We start from the raw sequence: 16,129 nt of genomic DNA, 5'->3' as shown, positions 1-16,129 counted from the left end.
GAGGTGATGGGGTAATTGCGGGTTTTTATTTTTTGAGGGAAGTTGTAGGGGGTAGATGAGGGCGTTTTTTTTGAGGGAAGTTGAGAATAACGTTGTGGTAGATGGAGTGTTCTTTTTGGGGGGTGCAGGGGGATGGGATTGTGGTATATGAGGGTGTTCTTTTTGAGGGAAGTTGAGGATGATTGGGTTGTAGTCGATGGAGTGTTCTTTTTGAGGGAGTTGGAGAGTGATAGAATTGTATTAGATGGAAATTTTTTGGGAGGGTAATCTGGTAAGGTTATTCTTTTTCTAGACTCATTTCATAATTATTGTTTATGTATTGATTATCAATTGGAAATGCCTATTTGTGAAATGAGTTCTAATAAAGTTATTCTTTTCAATAGGGGATAATATGTTATGTCAACCCGGAGACTAATTTTAGTACCCGGTAGTTTTTAGTATTCACTATTAGAAAACATTTTCAATAGAATATTATGGGGTTCATACAAGCATATCTAGGAAACCCTTACACCATTTTTGGTGTGAGGATGTGTCTATATTTAGTGTAATACCGTACATAATAAAAATATCGAGGACTTATAAGCGGGGGCCATTCCTGGCCTCTGATTTTAAAGGATTTTAGTATTAGCTATGTAATTATAAAGTGATCAATGAAAAAGAAATTTTCGTTTGTGCCATGATTGAGATTTAAGATTAGTTACAAAGGCTCATGTTTAGTACAGCAAAGGCTAGTCCTGGCTTTTGACTTAACGTTTGATTCACATCGGTAATAAAAAACCGGGGATCTGAAAGGATTCCCGGTCTTATTACCGAATGGAATTGTATGATATTAGATGTGAAACCCCAATACAATGTTAGATGTAAAATGACAATGAGTTGTCAAAAATAAAATGATAAAGCATTAACGCATGTGATAACCTCAATACAATATCAGATGTAAGATGAGTTGTCAAAAATAAAATGACGATGCATTGCCAAATGTAAAATGATAAAGCATAAACACATGTGATAACCCCAATACAATATCAGATGTAAGTTGACGATGAGTTGTCAAAAATAAAATGATAAAGCATTACCGTATGTGATAACTTCAATTCAATATCAGCTGATAAGGATGCATGATCAAATGTTTATCAACAGTGAAACATCAGCTGTCAATCGTCATCGCGACATCAAACCAAACTCAAATATCAAACTCAAATATTTAAAGACAAAAATCTAAAGACAATTCAACAAAATCACTAAACTAAACACTAGCTTTTTGCAAAGCCGCCAACACCTCCGGCGTCACGCCGCCAAACAGTGATACTCCAGATGCCCCATTCTTTAATGCCAACCTTACACCCTTCTCTAAATCATCCATATTACCATTGAAATCCGGCAAATATAAACCCGCAAATAATGGGAAGCGGCCATCCAATCCCCTCATTCCCTCAGCTACCGCATCTCCGATCCAGTTCACATCTTCCTGATAAAATCCATGATAGATCATCGGACACACAGCATTCAATGGCCAATTCGTCCAATCCTGTCTTACAATACGTTTTGCAATTTCAGGTGTCGGAAACACCGCCGCAGAAATTGGTTTCTTATGTTTCCTGGCTACCCCTGCCAGATTAGTTACCACATTGGTAATACGATCATACCTAAACTTACGCCAGGACGGACTCTGATCAGGATGTTGCAATTCCAGTGGGTCCTTACCATGCAGCTCTTTATATTTACTTCTGCAAGTCTCGCAATAGCAGAAATCATAATCAGCCAATTCTTTGGACTGATCAATTCCATAATTGCTCCACAGGTTAACAGGCAGGATTACATCACAATATCGCACATAATCCAAATGCAATCCATCTACATAATCCTTTGACAACACAGCTTCTGCCTGCTCTTTCAAATAATTAATTGTCTCAGGTTTGCTTGGACATAGCCAGCGATAGTAATCAACATAGGGAGGATGTGTTGCACAACTTTCACCTTTACGATTTTTTGCGTACCACTCCGGATGACTCGCCAGCAGTTCTTTCTCTCCCCTGTTCATCGTCCAGATCCAGCGATGTGCTTTGATACCATGCTCCTTTGCAATTCTAAAATGCCTTTCGCTGTCTGCCTCGAACATGATATCTCCGATACCTGCTTTTTTATAAGCAGCATAGCGTTGACGAATGTCTGCATCAGTATCCTTTTCATCGGGATTGATCCAGACACGGTGTTTGATTTTAGTAGCAGCAGTTCCTGCAGCAGCAGCTTTTTCTGCTTTCACAATAGAGGGGAGGCCGGCGCCCATCATGGCTACGCTGCCGAGACCTACTGATTTAAGAAAGTTACGTTTATTCATAGTATTGGACCTGTAATAAAGAGCTTAGTGTTGCACTGTTATAATAATGTTGTCGTTAGCGTGTACCGCTAGTTACTTTCCCTTCCTGATCAATCCCCACCTTATGCACACCTGATTTATCACTGATGATAGCCGTGTATTGTCCTGAAATTGCTTCCATGGATAATGTATAAGTAATACCAGTTACTGTAAATGTGGTTTCAGTAATACCCAGCTCACTCAGCGATGCCGCATAGCGACCGTGTGACTGACGATATTCGCGCTGCTGATAATATACTTCCCAAAGCCTTTCCTTAGCTTCTTCAATTGGGGGAATAGATAATTTAACGGGCGTGCTACCTACAGGGCGTTGCACAAAGAACAGGTAACCCCATTTCTCCGGCGCATGCATATTAATAATACCCTGTGGTGACCATACCCAGTTATGCTCTGGTAATGGCTTGCCGGTAGCTTTGTCGGTACGTTTTACATATTTACCGTTTACGATATCAGTATCCCATTCAACCCTTGAGAAATTGATACGCCACATCGTGCTGTCTTTAATCCTGATATGCTGGTTAAAAAAGCCAAAGGCGCTGAACGGAATAGCCATTTCTACTGTCCATTTTTTGTCTTTATCGCCTGGTTTGTTGAGTGTGCCATCGATATGTGTCGCGGTACGCATACCCTGCGCATCCCAGTTCATCAGGGCATCGCCGTTTTCACGGTAAGGCTTTGGCATGAACAGATCCATTACTGTATTATACGGATTGATCTCTAACTCAAAATACTGATGCGCATCTCCATCCGGATCTACGAATATTTCAAAGTCATTGTCATGGTAAATGATGGTGTCATGCTGGTGTAAGGTTGCCCAGATGTTTTGATCTTCCAGTTCTGCCAGAATGTACAAATTGTCCTTATCCCACAGCATTTTAAGTCTGGTACGCATAGCAGGAGCAGCTTGCTTATCCCCTTCTATGTCCGTAAAATCCTGACTCCATTCGGCCTTTTGCCAGGCTGCTTCATCTGGTTTACCGTCCAGTTTAATAGGTGTGGTGGTCTGATAAACATGATATTGCCTTGGGGCCAGATAGGCCGCTTTTTTTTGTGCATAGGAAGGGAGGCTCAGACATGCCAATCCCAATCCTGCAATCACATGACGGATACGTTGAGACATGAGTTAAATATAATAAAAGTCAATTGCGGATTTATAGTATTCTGAATGGAAGGTAGGAATTGTTGATGAATTAAGAATATCCTATCACTTTAGCTGTAAATTCCATCTTTTTTCCTGAAAAAGGTTTTCATTCCTGTGGGAGAATACCCTCTTTCATGAATGTTTTAATTAAAACAGGCCCTGTTCCGGCTTTAACCAAGAACTCCTACTTATTCATCAATGCAATAATCTCATTCGGATCATATGCCGGACAGCCTCCATGGTACGAAGCCACCAATGCCCCCAATGCACATGCATAAGCCAGAGTCACTGCTGGTGGTGTATTGACAATCCTGTTGTAAAGAAAGCCTGCCAGAAATGCGTCTCCACTTCCAATGGTATCAGCTACTGTTACTTTATATCCGGAATGCAGATAAAATGCATTTTCCATCAGCAAAGCCGCTCCCTTATCTCCCAATGTCACAATAATGGTTGATATGTCATATTTCTGGCTGAATGCACGTACTCTCTCCTCCATACTTGCCGGAAATTTATACCAATCCCCTATCTGTGCCAGTTCTGCTTCGTTGATCTTGAGTATATGACAATGTTGTAACAGCAATTCCACCAGTTCCTGTGTGAAATGTGGGGGGCGCAAATTAATATCCAGCACCAGTGTACGGCCGCCATCCAATAATGAAAGCAGTGTTTCTCTGCTCACCTCATTCCTGGATGCTAAACTGCCAAACACCAGGTAACCCGGCATTTTGGCTATTTCCTTCAGCCTATCTGATGCCTGTATAAAATCCCAGGCTACCGGTTGTACGATCTCATATTGCATTTCGTTAGTGGCTGCCAGGCGGGCATACACCTTTCCTGTTTCGTGACGCGGATCTGTTTGTATAAAGGTCGTATCCAATTGTAATTGCACCATGACCTGACGCAGGTCATCTCCATCTGCATCATTTCCCGTCGCCGATATCATCGCGACTGGTACACCCAGTTTCTGCAGGTGATAAGCCACATTCATAGGGGCTCCACCCGGCAATTTCTTATCTGGGAGTATATCCCATAATACTTCTCCAAAGCAGGCTACTTGATACGGTTTCATGATTGTTCTATTAAGCTGGCGCATATTAATGATTTTCAGGTTAAAAAGCCAGAGCATTGGACAATGCTCCGGAGTTGGCATGTTCAATCTTGATGTTCTAAGAAAGAACTGTTCACAATGGACATTAATTTTCATGGATATGATCAAAAAAAGAATTTCCCCCTCAAAAACCCCAGAGCCCCCCTCAAAAACTCAGAGGAAACCCTCCCTTCATTACAATCAAAAAGAGGGCTTTCTCTTCTTTCTCCCAAGTTAAGCAGCCTCGTCCCAACCATTCCATTCATTTTCATTTCCTTCTGACCACTTTATTCACGCACACCCGATTCATATTATATTAACCTACATCCTCTCGCCAACCTTAAAATCTGCTTAAAAACGTTTTTTTTACCTAAAAAATTTAAACGGTCGTTTGATTAAATTAAATGTTTGTTTAACTTTGTATCCACAATTCGGTAGAAGATGGAATACAATCACAAGCAATTAGCAATCCTGGACGCTGCAGAACAACTGTTCGCCTCCCAGGGGTTCCACGGAACCTCGGTCAGGGATATTGCTCATGCCGCTGATGTGAACATCGCAATGATTTCCTACTACTTCGGCTCAAAAGAAAAATTGATCGAAGCAATCTTCCTGAAAAGGATCGTAGGATGGAAATCAGTTTTGGAAACTGCCTTGACAGATGAGTCGCTTTCCTTCGAAACCCGCTTTGACAGGCTGGTGGAGACATACGTTGGCCGGATCTTCAACAACCCCTGCTTCAATCTGATGATGATGCGCGCGCAAATTCAGGCAGATCTGGGGGTGAATGACCTGATCCACCAAAATAAACTGGAAGTAAACGGTATCATCAGCGCCTTTATTAAGGCAGGACAGGAAAAAGGGGTGTTCAATGAAGGGGTCGACATATTGATGATGGTTAACACACTGGTAGGTACAACCAACCATGTAATGTCTACCAGACATCACTTTGCCAGAATTTCAGGGCTTGAGCATCTCACAGATGATCAATTACAGCAGCACCTTGTTATACATATCAGTAATCATTTAAAAAAATTGTTAAAAGCCATTCTTATCCATGAAGCTTAATAGCACATACAGGCGGTTATGGTCTCTGGCAGTGGGAGTTTTGTTGACATTGCCATACCTTGGCAGTCAGGCGCAGGAAAAGAGAACCCTTTCATTGAAAGAAGCCATATCGCTTAGTATTCAGAACAGCAAAGAATTGAAGCTCAGCCAAACAAAGATAGATGCGGCCTTATCTTCAGTTAAAGAAGCTAAAAATGCGCAACTGCCGGAAGCCAGTGTATCCGGTTCCTACATGAGAATCAACGAACCAAATATATATGGTCCTCTCTTAGGTGGTAGCAGCTCAGGTAGCGGCGGAAGTTCCTTTCCAAAAATCAACTCCCTCGGCTATGCCATGGCAAATGTATCTATCCCGGTTTTTGCCGGCTTTATGATCCAGAGCCAGAAAGAATCTGCTAAATACCTGGCAGAAGCAGCAAGACTGGATGCCGTGAAAGACCGTGAAGCTGTTATCCAGAACACCATCAACGCTTACAGCAACCTGTACAAAGCACAGCAGGCCGTAGCACTGGTGAAAGAAAACCTGAGACAACAGGAACAGCGCGTAACTGATTTCACCAACCTCGAAAAGAACGGTCTGGTAGCAAGAAACGACCTGCTGAAAGTACAACTGCAACAGTCAAACGTTGACGTATCCCTCCTGGAAGCTGAAAGCAACCTGAAAATCGCAAGCATCACAATGGACCTGCTGCTGGGTATTCCGGAAAGCACGGATCTTGAAGCGGTAGCTGACACTTACGACCAGGGTGTTGTTGCAAACAGTAAAGGCGTAGCAGAATGGGAACAGTTAGCAATGACTAACCGTACTGATAACGCTGCACTCCAGGCTCGTGAAAAAGCTGCAACTGCAGGTGTGAAAGCCGCAAAAGGTAACTACTACCCTTCCGTAGCCATCACTGGCGGTTATGTAGCACTGGACGTTCCAAAAGCTCTCGGTGTAACCAACGCAGTAAATGCCGGTATCGGCGTAAAATATAATGTCGCTTCCCTCTGGAAAAACAGCGTGAAAGTTGATGATGCTAAAATCCAGCTCGCACAGGTACGTGTAAATGAAGAGATGCTGCAGGATAACATTCACATCAGTATCAACAAAGCTTACCAGGATTACCTGGTAAACCAGAAGAAGATCGATATGTACCAGAAAGCAATCGATCAGGCTGAAGAGAACTACAAGATCGTAAAGAACAAGCAGGAAAATAACCTCGCTACCACTACCGATCTGCTCGAAGCTGACGTAGCTAACATCCAGGCAAAACTGAACTACGCTTTCGCAAAAGCAGATGCCATGGTTGCTTACTCCAAATTACTGGAAACAGCAGGCGTGCTGAACGAAACAGGTACAGAAGGAACTACCACTACCGGCACCACAACTACTACCGGTAAATAATTATCACAGTAACAACTTATTAATATCATATATCGCATTATATGGAAACGCAAAATCAAGCACCTAAGAAAAAGAACTCCACCTTCATCATCGTTTTAGCCGTGTTGGTAATAGGTGGTGGTGCATTTGGTATCACTAAATATATACATGCACAACACCACGAAGAAACAGATAACGCCCAGGTTGAAGCAAACGTGAGCCCTGTTATCCCCCGTGTAACCGGTTATGTGAAGGAAGTACGCGTAAAAGATAACCAGAAAGTAAAGAAAGGTGACACCCTTGTTATTCTCGATGACAGGGATCTGCAAATAAAACTGGAACAGGCTGAAGCCGCACTCGCAGCATCTCAGGTTCAGGTATCAGTAGCAACTGCTAATACAACTGCAGCCCGTGCTAACATCGGTTCCTCTTCTGCTAACATCGGTGCCGTAGACGCACAGATCAAAGCTGCTGAAGTAAACGTATGGCGTGCTAACCAGGATTATGAACGTTATAACAACCTGATCAAAGATCACTCTATCACCCAGCAACAATACGAGCAGGCACTTGCTACCAAGCAAACTGCTGAGCGTCAGCTGAAAGTGCTGCAGGAACAGAAAGAAGTAGCTTCCCGCCAGACCAGCGCCGTTGGTTCCCAGGCAAATGCTACCGCTGAATCTATCAACGCTGCCAAAGCAATCATCAAAGAACGTCAGGCAGAGGTAGACAACGCAAAACTGCAACTGAGCTATACTATCATCCTCGCTCCTGAAGATGGTGAACTGTCAAAGATCTATGTTCAGCCAGGTCAGTTGGTTCAGGCTGGTCAGTCACTGTTCAGCGTAGTATTATCTAACGATGTATGGGTAGTAGCAAACTTCAAAGAAACCCAGCTGGATAAAATGAAACTGGGTCAGGAAGTAGAAGTACATGTAGACGCTTTCCCTGGTAAATCTCTGAAAGCTAAAGTAACCAGCTTCTCCCCTGCTACCGGCGCCCGTTTCGCACTGCTGCCTCCGGATAACGCTTCTGGTAACTTCGTAAAAGTGGTACAACGCCTGCCTGTAAAGATCGAATTCGAAAATCTCGCATCTCAGCCAGAAGTTAAACAACTCCGCCCAGGTATGAACGTGGTGGTTGATGTTCACCTCGACTAATATTTTCAATCGCCGGTGATCAATTACGAATTACGGGAAAGGACTCACATTATTACTTCAGACTGGATATAAATATCGCTTGGCTGTAATTCGTAATTGAACATCTGCAGATTGATCACTATAAAATAATTAACATCATGCAACAAGAGAATCTGGTAGAATATGGTGCCCGCAGGGTCATCATTACAATCACTGCCATTTTTTGCGCCTTGCTGGAGATCGTGGATACCACCATCGTGAACGTGGCCCTGAATGACATGCGCGGAAATATGGGAGCTACCTTGAGTGAAATCGGTTGGGTGATCACAGCGTATGCGATTGGTAACGTAATTGTGGTTCCGATGACCAGCTGGTTGTCACAACAATTCGGCAGACGTAACTACTTCGCAGTTTCTATAGTAATCTTTACCATTTCCTCTTTCCTCTGCGGTAACGCAACCTCATTATGGGAACTGGTATTGTTCCGCTTCATACAAGGTTTAGGTGGTGGTGCATTGCTGGTAACTTCTCAAACAATTATCACTGAAAGTTACCCTCCCGAAAAACGTGGTATGGCACAAGCCATCTACGGTCTGGGTGTGATCATTGGCCCTACCCTCGGCCCTCCTTTGGGTGGTTATATCGTAGATAACTTCGCATGGCCATATATCTTTTACATCAACATTCCAATCGGTGTAATCGCTACCTTACTGACCCTTCAGTTCGTACGTAGCCCTAAATATGCCGAGAAGAAGTCAGCGAATGAAATTGATTGGTGGGGTATCGGACTCCTCGCAGCAGCTGTGGGATCTCTGCAATATGTATTGGAACGCGGACAGGAAGATGATTGGTTTAACGATACGACGATCCTTATTTTAGGTATCACCGCAGTATTAGGGTTCTTCTTCTTTATCTGGAGAGAACTGGTATATAAAAATCCGATCGTAGAACTAAGAGTATTAAAGAACCCCAACCTCCGGGTCGGTACTTTACTCTCCTTCCTGCTAGGTTTCGGTCTCTACGGATCTACTTTCATCCTTCCGCTGTATACACAGGGATTGCTGGGATGGACCGCTACCCAGTCAGGTATGCTCATGATACCAGCGGCTTTGATGACCGCCTTTATGATGCCGCTGATTGGTAAGTTGCTCGAAAAAGGGATCCCTAATCAGTACCTGGTAGCCGGCGGTATGTTAGTGTTCTTTGTATACAGCTTCTGGGGTTACAAGATTATCACGCCTGATACAGGTGCCGATGACTTCTTCTGGATGCTGATGGCACGTGGTATCGGTATGGGTATGCTCTTTATCCCGATCACAGCACTGTCTCTTTCCACACTGAAAGGACAGCAGATCGGTCAGGGTGCTGCATTCACAGGTATGATGCGCCAGCTGGGAGGTTCCTTCGGAGTTGCGCTGATCACCACCTTCGTGTCAAGACGTAATGAACTGCACCGCATGGATCTGGTGAGTAAACTGGATATCAACAACCCCGATGTGATGAACAGAGTTCATTCCGCTGCAAGCCTGTGGGCCAGCAAAGGAATGGATTCCAGAACTGCCCTGGGTAGTGCTTACAAAGGACTGGAATACAGCATCATCAAGCAGGCTACAGTACTCTCCTATATGGATGTGTTCCTGTACCTCGGTATCCTGTTCCTCATCTGTGTGCCATTTGTACTCATGGTGAAGGGAAACAAACAACAAAGAAAATTAGACGCTAGTGCCATGCACTAAAAAGATATTAAAGATATGTTACTAACAGTGTAACAGTTGTAGGTTTAGGTAATGAGCCGGAGTATTCTTACTCCGGCTTTTTTCATCTCACCTGGCCGACATATTATTTTCTATACACATGTGTGTGTTAATTACCAATAATAGTTATGCACATTTTCATTATTTACCACAAATGTGGAAAAATATACTCGAAGAAATAAAGCGGTATAGTACCTTTGTGCTATCTAATGCCAGTGGCATTCGGTTTGCCCCAAATATTCGTCGGAATTGTCATTGTTTAACAGCATCAGGACAGTATTTAAACCAAAAGGAAAAAGATCCAAAAAAAGGAATCCCAAAATTTACCTTTATGAAGAGAATTGCATTTGCGTTTGCTACCATAGGTACAGTATTCGCCGTTTTAGCTCAGTACGCCATCACTAACGATTGGGCCTGGTTCCGGGTATTTCACACCCTGGGATTTATAGGTTATATCCTGATCATTAGTGCGGCCGCCTTCTTCTCCCTGATGTTCATACATCAGCTCTCAAGAGATGAGAAAGTAAGAATGCGTAACCGTTCCATAGATATAGATGGAAGTATTGATGTGTAAGGCCAACTGCTCCTTTGTTAACACCGACGCGCCATTATTAAAACACAGGGAAATCGCCCAATGGAGGATTTGAATTTTATACTGAAGTTTGAGTACAAAGGAAAGCCGCACATCCTTGAAGTGCGGCCCTGGGTTCAACGTTATAAGATTGCATTTAAAGTTACCATAGAGGAACACGAAATCACTTACGAACAGGATGAAGAAGGTCGCTTGCGTGCTATCAGTGACGAACCTCACTTCTCCAGAGCAGTAGATCACGGACTAATTGGCTTTGTGGCTGAAAAAATTGAAGAAGCAATAGCCGGAGAAGAGTAATTTTTACTCCTCCTGCCTCGCTTCGTCTATCAGCGACTGCTCATCCCAGCCCAACCCGGATGGATTAAAACGAGTCGTCCTTTCGCCAGACATCAGTTTCTCCAACTCCTCAATACGTTCTTTTACTGTATTGATATATAGCTTTTTATCATCGCGTATAGCGGATAGCCCTTTCATGGCTTTCTCATCCTGCTTGCGGAAGGTACCCGCATTCCTGTAAGCATGGTATGCCCTGATCCCCAGCATTTGTAAAGCATCTGCTCCCATACGCAATGATGTATCCAGGGTTTCCCTGTAGATATGCAATACCCCCAAATCCATCAGCTCAAATGTATCTGGTATATTCTCCGCCTTCACCAACATCTGCAGGTGAGGGAAATGCTTCCTGACCACCCGCACTACATCCAGCGTCTGCTCTACCGTATCCATCGCTACAATAATCACTTTCGCATCTTCAGCCCCTGCTGCTTCCAGCATATCCCTGCGGGATGCATCACCATAATGTACCTTCACCCCCAGGTTATGCAGGGCATCTACCCTGTCTGAATCCAGGTCAAGGATAGTCGCCTTTACCCCATTCACGCGCAGGAAACGCCCTACAATATTGCCAAAACGGCCAAAGCCGGCAATGATGATAGGATGCTTTTCCTGGATCTCATCCGCCTCTCTTGTATTCGTCGTCTGCACACTGAAGCGGGGCTGTATCAATCTTTCATATGCCAGTAGCAACAATGGCGTAAACGCCATGCTGATGGCCACCACCGCCGTGAGGATACTGACAGTAGACTGTGGCAGAATATTACTCTGATTGGAAAAAGACAGTAATACAAAAGCAAATTCACCCACCTGCGACAAAGCCACTGCAAACAATAGATTTTGCTCAATTTTGATCTTGAAGATCTTACCTAAGCCTAACAATATGAATGCTTTAAGGCTCATTAAGCCCACAACGAGCCCTAAAATTACCCAGGGCATACTCAGTATCAGCCTGAAGTCAATAGACGCTCCCACGGCCATAAAAAACAAGCCCAGCAACAATCCCTTGAATGGCTCTATATCACTCTCCAGTTCATGACGATACTCGCTATTCGCCAGCACAACTCCACCGAGAAATGCACCCAGCGCAGGACTTAGCCCTACCAGCGACATCAGCACCGAAATGGAAACTACCAGCAGTAAGGAAAACGCAGTGAACAACTCCCGGACCCTGGTTCCCGCAATGATGCGTAACAAAGGTCTTAACAGGTAACGTCCTGCTACCACAATCACCACCACAGCTCCCAGTACCATCAGGGTCTGGCCCCATGCCGGCAGATTATCTCTGAGCGAGGATTCACTATGACTACCACCCTGTGAACTACCCGCCAGCAGTGGAAATACCGCCAGCATAGGAATGACAGCTATATCCTGAAACAGTAATACTGAAAACGCACTCTGACCGGCAGCTGATGACAACTGCCCTTTCTCTTTTAAACTTTGCAACACGATTGCCGTAGATGAAAGTGACAGGATCATCCCCAATGCCAGGGCTGCATTCAGTGGCTGGCCTAATAACAAGGCCAGGCATGCAACCGCTGCCGTCGTCAACAGGACCTGAAGCCCTCCCAGGCCCAGTATAGGCGCCCGGAGATTCCAAAGTAAAGCGGGTTCTAACTCAATCCCGATCAGGAACAGCATCATGACTACGCCAAATTCCGCAAAATGCATAAGATCCTGCCCCTCACTACCAATAAAACCCATGAGGGAAGGGCCAATCACTACACCCGCCAAAAGGTAACCCAGTACAGAACCCAGGCCCAGTTTTTTAGCAATGGGAATAAACACCACTGCTGCAGCGAGATAGATCATGGTTATGAAAAAGTATGAATGCTCCATAGTTAACGATCCCTTAAGGTTTCCAGAAATTGTTTGTAACTGATAGCCTGTTCGCTGATGCTGGTAGCATCCAGCTGGTGAGTGCCGTACACTACGAATGGTGCCAGGTATTGCATATTGCAAAGTGTAGCCGTCTGCTTATATGGCAACAGGAAATCTGTCAGCGGATGTTGATGCCATCCATCAGGCTGATAAGCGTCCTCCTTTGTGCCAGCGGAAATCACATTCGTAATCCGCTTGCCGCGAAGCGCTGTGCCCGTACGGCCATAAGCCCAGCCATGCTCCAATACAAGGTCCTGCCATTGTTTGATCATAGCAGGAGCACTGTACCAGTAAAGCGGGTGTTGAAATAAAATAATATCGTGTTGCAGCAATAAGCCCTGTTCCTGTCTTACATCAATGTTCAAATCAGGATAGGTTTCGTACAGATCGTGCACAGTTACCCCCTGCATGCCACGGATAGTAGCCAGCAGCTGATAATGGACCCTTGATTTTTCAAAGGCCGGGTGCGCGAATAGAATCAGAATTCTTGACATAGAAGATGGAAATTACGAATTACGTTTTACAAATCCGGTACATCGATGATTTGTAAAACATATTCTATATTTCATCACCGGAGTATTCCTGTAATAGTAATCTATACTGATTCAGGATATTTGATTTGGAGATAAATCCTACTAGTTTATCATTCTCTATCACCGGCAGATTCCACTCTTTCACTTCATCAAATTTTGCAATCACATCTACCACATTATCGTGCAGACCTATCAGCGCAGGTGGCTGCTGCATCAATTCTTTTACAGTAACCGTATCGTAAATTAACTGGTTGAACATGATCGGGCGTATACGATCCAAAGTCACTACACCATCCAGCCTTCCATCTGCAGAAACTACAGCAATCACGTTGCGGGTACTGTTTTTCACCAGCTCTATCAGCTGTCGGAGCGTAGCATTCATATCTATATGCTGAATCGTGTTTTCAACAAGTTCCTCAGTCCGGAGCAGTGAAAGAATGTTTCTGTCATGTTCCCTGGTAAAGATTTTGCCTTCATCTACCAGGTGTTTGAGTTCCGGAGAGATAGGGGAAAACCATTTTGCTACGAGAAAGGAAGTAGAAGAAACAATCATCAGCGGAATGAACAGGTCATATCCCGAACTGGCTTCTGCTATCAGGAAGATGGCTGTAAGCGGTGCGTACATCACCCCACTCATCACCCCCGCCATACCTACAATTACAAGGTTAGTGACCGGTACATCGTGGAAGCCTACCTGTGTACACAGCATGGCAAAAAAGAATCCCAATACACCGCCGGCAAAAAGAGAAGGTGCAAAGTTTCCCCCATTACCTCCACTCTGAATAGTAATAGAAGAAGCAAATACTTTCAGCAAACAGGTACATCCCAGGAATGCCAGTAAGACCCAGTTCTTTGCCGGAATATACCTGAAGAAACTATGTGCAATGATTTCATCTGCCTGCCCATTGGCCATTTGCTTGATGCTGGAATAGCCCTCTCCAAATAAGGGTGGCATGATCACGCAAAGAATGGAAATAATCACACCCCCTAAAACAGCCTTCTGCAGTGCAGTCCATTTCAGGCGATGGAAGAAATGCTCTACTTTCTGGGAAATGACTATGTAATAGCGTGCGTAAATAGCACTTAATAACCCCAGCATAATGTAGTAGGGCACATTGTGATAATTGAAAGCCTGCCGGGATTCAAAGTGAAACAATACCTCTTCCTGCAGGATGATCTTTGACAGGAGACTTCCACAAATCGCCGCCAGGATTAAAGGAAGAAAATCGGAGAATACAACCCCGGTAAGCAGGATTTCAAAAGCAAACATCACCCCTGCAATCGGTGCATTAAATGAAGCCGCAATACCGGCAGTGGCGCCAGCCGCCAGTAACAGTGTTCTTTCCTTATATCCCAGGTGGTAGTTGCGCGCATAGTTACTACCAATTGCAGCTCCTGTTACCGCAATCGGACTTTCCAGGCCTGCAGAACCTCCCAGACCTACTGTCAGGGCACTTTGCAGGATTTGCGAATACATTTTAACAGGTGGAATCAGGCTGGAGTTTTGTGCAATTTCGTAGAGAATAAGGCCTATACCTTTTCGCGATTGACCTTTAAAAAATATGATAACAACAAGGGTGGTAATGACGATACCAAGAAAAGGGAATAGTGCGTAGAAAAAGACCTGTGTAGTAAAATGAACTTTGTAGGTAATAAAGTAGTGAATGTAGTGAACCAGCGTTTTCAGTATCACACCGGCTAACCCGGCAACCAGGCCAACCAGGATCCCCGAAAGTACAAGGAACTGGTTTCTGTTCATTTTGCTGTGCAGCCAGTGGATGAGGACCTCATAACTTCGGACCCTTCGCAGACTGTACCGCTCAAAATCGCGCTTAAAGCGCAAAAACGAGTGAAACTTTTTTATGTTCTTAAATTGACTCATCAGTTTGTTATCAAATTTCAATCAACGCATATACCTTATCATTCAGGTACGGACCACCGGGATGGCGCGCAGAATAATCAAGGTTAATCCAATATTCGCCTCTCATTTCGTGGTAGTGAATCTCTTTGATAGGTAGTTGGGGAAACAAGGTTACGATAGCCTGCTTGATCACTTCAAAATCTTCTTTGGTACCGCAATATAACTCAGGGTATGCATGCCCCTGGATCAACACAATACGGCACCTGGCACCGATAGATTGCAGGCAGGATACCATCAGTATGCTATGATCATCACAATCGCCCCCCATGCCATTTTGTATTGTTTCCTGCGGGGTGGCAAAATATTCATCACGCCGGGTATCCGGTACCCAGCGAAAATGCCTGTTGATATATTTAAACAGTGCCAGGTAACGGGCCACTTTCCCATACTTGGGGAAATATTCATCAAAATCTTCTACAGAATGGTAAATAGAGAAGTTGCGTACCAGGGAGTCCTTATAGTTCACCTTATCCCGGATCCCCCGTACCGTTTTATCCCTGTAAGTTTCCACCCGGCGAGGATATAAACTCAGGATATCCAGTTGTTTATAGTTCTTGGCACCCCAGTTACCCTGTACCATCCCTTTATAGTCATTCAGTACATTGCTGAAGGTATAATTATCAGAAAAGTAATTGAAAGACAGTACGCCCACTACCAATACAAAGGCAGGAATGATCAGCGGTTTGAAAACCCAGAGCAGTAAGCGGGTAAAAAGAAAAGCGGACAGAACAGCCAACAGCATATCCAGGTGCCATCCATCTTCAACCAGTGGTGGTATATACCGGTTCAGATATGGTGCCAGCGGTATGATTGTCAGGAGGCTCAGCAGGTTGAGCAGAAATTGCTGGAAAGAGGAATATTTACTTTCATCTATGGCCATTACGGAATGCAATAACGCAAAATTATGCCAGATAACGAAAGGTAGATGTGATCGGCGGTC

At 44.2% G+C, this 16,129-nt stretch carries 13 protein-coding genes; 6 read left to right on the top strand and 7 right to left on the bottom strand.

The window, feature by feature from the left end:
- Nucleotides 1-1,246: 1,246 nt before the first annotated feature.
- From U0033_RS20620 to U0033_RS20610, 3 genes are all read right to left on the bottom strand, one after another.
- Nucleotides 1,247-2,338 (bottom strand): family 10 glycosylhydrolase, encoded by a 1,092-nt coding sequence (locus U0033_RS20620; protein WP_072358679.1) that lies wholly within the window; start codon nt 2,336-2,338, stop codon nt 1,247-1,249.
- A 55-nt stretch (nt 2,339-2,393) separates the two neighbouring features.
- Nucleotides 2,394-3,497 (bottom strand): carbohydrate-binding family 9-like protein, encoded by a 1,104-nt coding sequence (locus tag U0033_RS20615; RefSeq protein ID WP_072358677.1) that lies wholly within the window; start codon nt 3,495-3,497, stop codon nt 2,394-2,396.
- A 205-nt stretch (nt 3,498-3,702) separates the two neighbouring features.
- Nucleotides 3,703-4,587: a carbohydrate kinase family protein gene (locus U0033_RS20610; RefSeq protein ID WP_072359061.1), complete on the bottom strand. Its 885-nt coding sequence runs from the start codon at nt 4,585-4,587 to the stop codon at nt 3,703-3,705.
- Between the two features lie 459 nt (nt 4,588-5,046).
- Here U0033_RS20610 and U0033_RS20605 point away from each other — a divergent pair, with 459 nt between their 5' ends.
- The 6 genes from U0033_RS20605 (at nt 5,047) to U0033_RS20580 (ending at nt 10,818) form a co-directional block, all read left to right on the top strand.
- Nucleotides 5,047-5,673, top strand: coding sequence for a TetR/AcrR family transcriptional regulator (locus U0033_RS20605; protein WP_072358675.1), 627 nt, complete (start codon nt 5,047-5,049; stop codon nt 5,671-5,673).
- The gene (locus U0033_RS20600) at nt 5,663-7,060 is read left to right on the top strand and encodes a TolC family protein (protein ID WP_072358673.1); all 1,398 of its coding nucleotides are present in this window, start codon (nt 5,663-5,665) and stop codon (nt 7,058-7,060) included. Before U0033_RS20605 ends, U0033_RS20600 begins: the two co-directional genes overlap by 11 nt.
- A 41-nt stretch (nt 7,061-7,101) precedes the next feature.
- Nucleotides 7,102-8,196, top strand: a complete 1,095-nt coding sequence (locus tag U0033_RS20595) for an HlyD family secretion protein (protein WP_072358671.1) — start codon at nt 7,102-7,104, stop codon at nt 8,194-8,196.
- Between the two features lie 137 nt (nt 8,197-8,333).
- On the top strand, nt 8,334-9,911 hold the full coding sequence (locus U0033_RS20590) for a DHA2 family efflux MFS transporter permease subunit (RefSeq protein ID WP_072358669.1): 1,578 nt from the start codon (nt 8,334-8,336) through the stop codon (nt 9,909-9,911).
- Between the two features lie 349 nt (nt 9,912-10,260).
- A complete protein-coding gene (locus U0033_RS20585; RefSeq protein WP_143150659.1) occupies nt 10,261-10,503 on the top strand; it encodes a hypothetical protein in 243 nt (80 codons plus the stop codon).
- Between the two features lie 60 nt (nt 10,504-10,563).
- Nucleotides 10,564-10,818, top strand: a complete 255-nt coding sequence (locus tag U0033_RS20580; RefSeq protein ID WP_072358665.1) for a hypothetical protein — start codon at nt 10,564-10,566, stop codon at nt 10,816-10,818.
- A 3-nt stretch (nt 10,819-10,821) separates the two neighbouring features.
- Here the strand turns inward: U0033_RS20580 and U0033_RS20575 are convergent, their stop codons facing one another.
- The 4 genes from U0033_RS20575 to U0033_RS20560 all read right to left on the bottom strand — a co-directional run bounded on the left by U0033_RS20575 (nt 10,822) and on the right by U0033_RS20560 (nt 16,069).
- Nucleotides 10,822-12,666, bottom strand: a complete 1,845-nt coding sequence (locus U0033_RS20575; RefSeq protein ID WP_245801735.1) for a monovalent cation:proton antiporter-2 (CPA2) family protein — start codon at nt 12,664-12,666, stop codon at nt 10,822-10,824.
- A 29-nt stretch (nt 12,667-12,695) separates the two neighbouring features.
- Nucleotides 12,696-13,229 carry a glutathione-regulated potassium-efflux system oxidoreductase KefF gene (gene kefF, locus U0033_RS20570; protein ID WP_072358661.1) on the bottom strand — a complete coding sequence of 178 codons (534 nt, stop codon included), beginning with the start codon at nt 13,227-13,229 and terminating at the stop codon, nt 12,696-12,698.
- A gap of 64 nt (nt 13,230-13,293) precedes the next feature.
- Nucleotides 13,294-15,027, bottom strand: coding sequence for a chloride channel protein (locus U0033_RS20565; RefSeq protein WP_245801734.1), 1,734 nt, complete (start codon nt 15,025-15,027; stop codon nt 13,294-13,296).
- Nucleotides 15,028-15,160: 133 nt separating this feature from the next.
- Nucleotides 15,161-16,069 carry a transglutaminase domain-containing protein gene (locus U0033_RS20560; RefSeq protein ID WP_072358656.1) on the bottom strand — a complete coding sequence of 303 codons (909 nt, stop codon included), beginning with the start codon at nt 16,067-16,069 and terminating at the stop codon, nt 15,161-15,163.
- Between the last annotated feature and the right edge of the window lie 60 nt (nt 16,070-16,129).

This window comes from Chitinophaga sancti (assembly GCF_034424315.1).
Lineage (GTDB): Bacteria > Bacteroidota > Bacteroidia > Chitinophagales > Chitinophagaceae > Chitinophaga > Chitinophaga sancti.
Note: the sequence above shows the minus strand (reverse complement) of the source record. Positions and strands in the feature narration are given on the sequence as shown.